We start from the raw sequence: 2,053 nt of genomic DNA, 5'->3' as shown, positions 1-2,053 counted from the left end.
TTTTTATATAAAAATAATATATTAAAAGTCAAATAAATAAAAATTAAAAAATCGGGAACTTTTATTGATAAAAGCGTCTAACAAAAGGGTGATTATTTGGCATCATTTCTTCTTTCATCATTATAATCTTCTGAATTGGCTATACTCATTGTAGTGAATATTACGTTTTAGTCTTGATGTTAAGTTATTGGCTTTATTTGAAAATAAACCTTGCCAGTCATCTCTTTTAATTTACTTCGCCCTCTACTTTTAAAGGGTAGGTTCTATTGAATATTTTATACATAATGTTTAGGTGAAATATGAAATGTATCTTTATTGGCGGTGCTGACAGAAGCGGAACAACTATGTTGGCATCTTTGTTATCAACGATCAAAGATAGCGTTGTGACACCTGAGTCTTTATTTAAAACAGATATTCCATTTGAATATCCTATTTCAATTCACGCATACTCACAAAACCTTGCTGAGGATAAACGGTTCAAGCGTTGGAACACTGATATTAGTGAACTTAAGGATAAGGATTACTTGTCTTATAGCGAGGTTTATCATGATATCTTGAGCCTATATGCTCCAGATAAAAATGTAGGCTATTGGATCGACCACTCTCCTAATAACTTAATGTATGCAAAGTTACTTAATGCTACCTTTGAGGACTGTTATTTTATACATATCGTTAGAGACGGTAGAGCGGTTGCCCATTCTCAAATACCATTGGAATGGGGGGAAAATACTTTTTTACACTCATCTAGAGCTTGGTTAAATAAGATCCTTTATGGTTTTATCACTCAGACTTTATTCCCTGAAAAAACCATTTTAGTCAAATATGAAGACTTACTAAGGGACAGTGAAAAAGAAATAGCCAAAATATTAACCCTCTTGGGCAATCCAGAATTGGAAGAAGTCACATTAAAAGGTGATTTTGTGCCTGAATTTTCTAAAAAACAACATTCACTAGTGGGTAAAACACCCGATATAAGTCGTGCTAATGCTTGGCAAAGCAAATTAACCAATCAAGAGATTGCTGACTTTCAATATTATGCAGCGCATACTTTGGAGGTTTTAGGCTATGAGTTAATGGATACTGAAAATACTAAAGTAACCAAAGGACATATGATTAAACAGTTTTTAAAAGAGATGTGGTTTAAAAAGGTAGTTAACCCAAGACAATATAAGTTAAAAAGAAAACTGCATTAAAATTTTAAGTTTCAACTATATATTGGTTACTAGTTCAGAATGTATAGACTAATAGTTATATGAATACAGTTTAATCGTTCATATTATTTGGCCAACTGGTCGCCAGTTACTTCCTATGTGATTTTATCCTTCTTATTACTACTTGATTTTTTAACTAACAGATTTATCAATAAAAAATTACTCTGTTTAATTTTTGTTTTTATTCCTTGTATTATGTTGATGATTATAAATCTTAAAAGATGTTGTGCCTATTATTAGGTATTTGATTTTTATGGGTAAGTATCTCTTATGAGGTGTTTTTTATTGTGTTTATTTCAAATTGAAACGATAAGTTACTTTACTTGACTAAAGTTGATATTAATTACCAAAAAGAAGTGACAAAAGAGATCTAAATCACTAATATTTATTACTCAGTCATTATTTTTTGACAAAAGTAAAAGTAAATTATTGTTTTATATTGTAACGAAAAACGGCAAATATTTAGTATGTCTTTTGTTTTTGTAAACTACATTGTTAGCATTTTATAGATACCGTTTTGATTGTGATGGTCCAATAGCTATTTAGAGAAATTCGTTAGTGGTATAGGCGAAATATATCTTTTTAAGTAAATCGAGTTATTAAGTAAACATTAAACGATCATCAATTTAATTTTAAAAAATAAGTACAACGGATTGTATTTTTAGCTTTATGGCTAATAACCATAAATACGTTAAGTCAGGTAAATGGAATTTCTAATGAACAACATTTTTCCCTTTCTGTTTTATCCATTTACTTACTCTTTGGTTGATACTTACAGTTCCTAACCGAAAATTAACCTTTTAGATTCATAATCTATTAAGTTTTTTAATATTAATAAATAC

1 protein-coding gene is annotated in these 2,053 nt (G+C 29.3%); it reads left to right on the top strand.

Annotated elements, in window-relative coordinates:
* The first annotated feature begins 299 nt into the window (after positions 1 to 299).
* Entirely contained in the window at positions 300 to 1,193 is an 894-nt protein-coding gene (locus tag DS885_RS06160) for a sulfotransferase family protein (protein ID WP_113818561.1), read from the top strand.
* Positions 1,194 to 2,053: the final 860 nt, after the last annotated feature.

Origin of the sequence: Psychromonas sp. B3M02, from assembly GCF_003318165.1 — a bacterium.
Taxonomy (GTDB): domain Bacteria; phylum Pseudomonadota; class Gammaproteobacteria; order Enterobacterales; family Psychromonadaceae; genus Psychromonas.
This window is presented reverse-complemented; position numbering and strand designations above follow the sequence as displayed.

What these genes read in the sequence shown, in the direction of transcription:
- DS885_RS06160 (WP_113818561.1), top strand. Translation starts at nt 300, where the DNA reads ATGAAATGTATCTTTATTGGCGGTGCTGACAGAAGCGGAACAACTATG.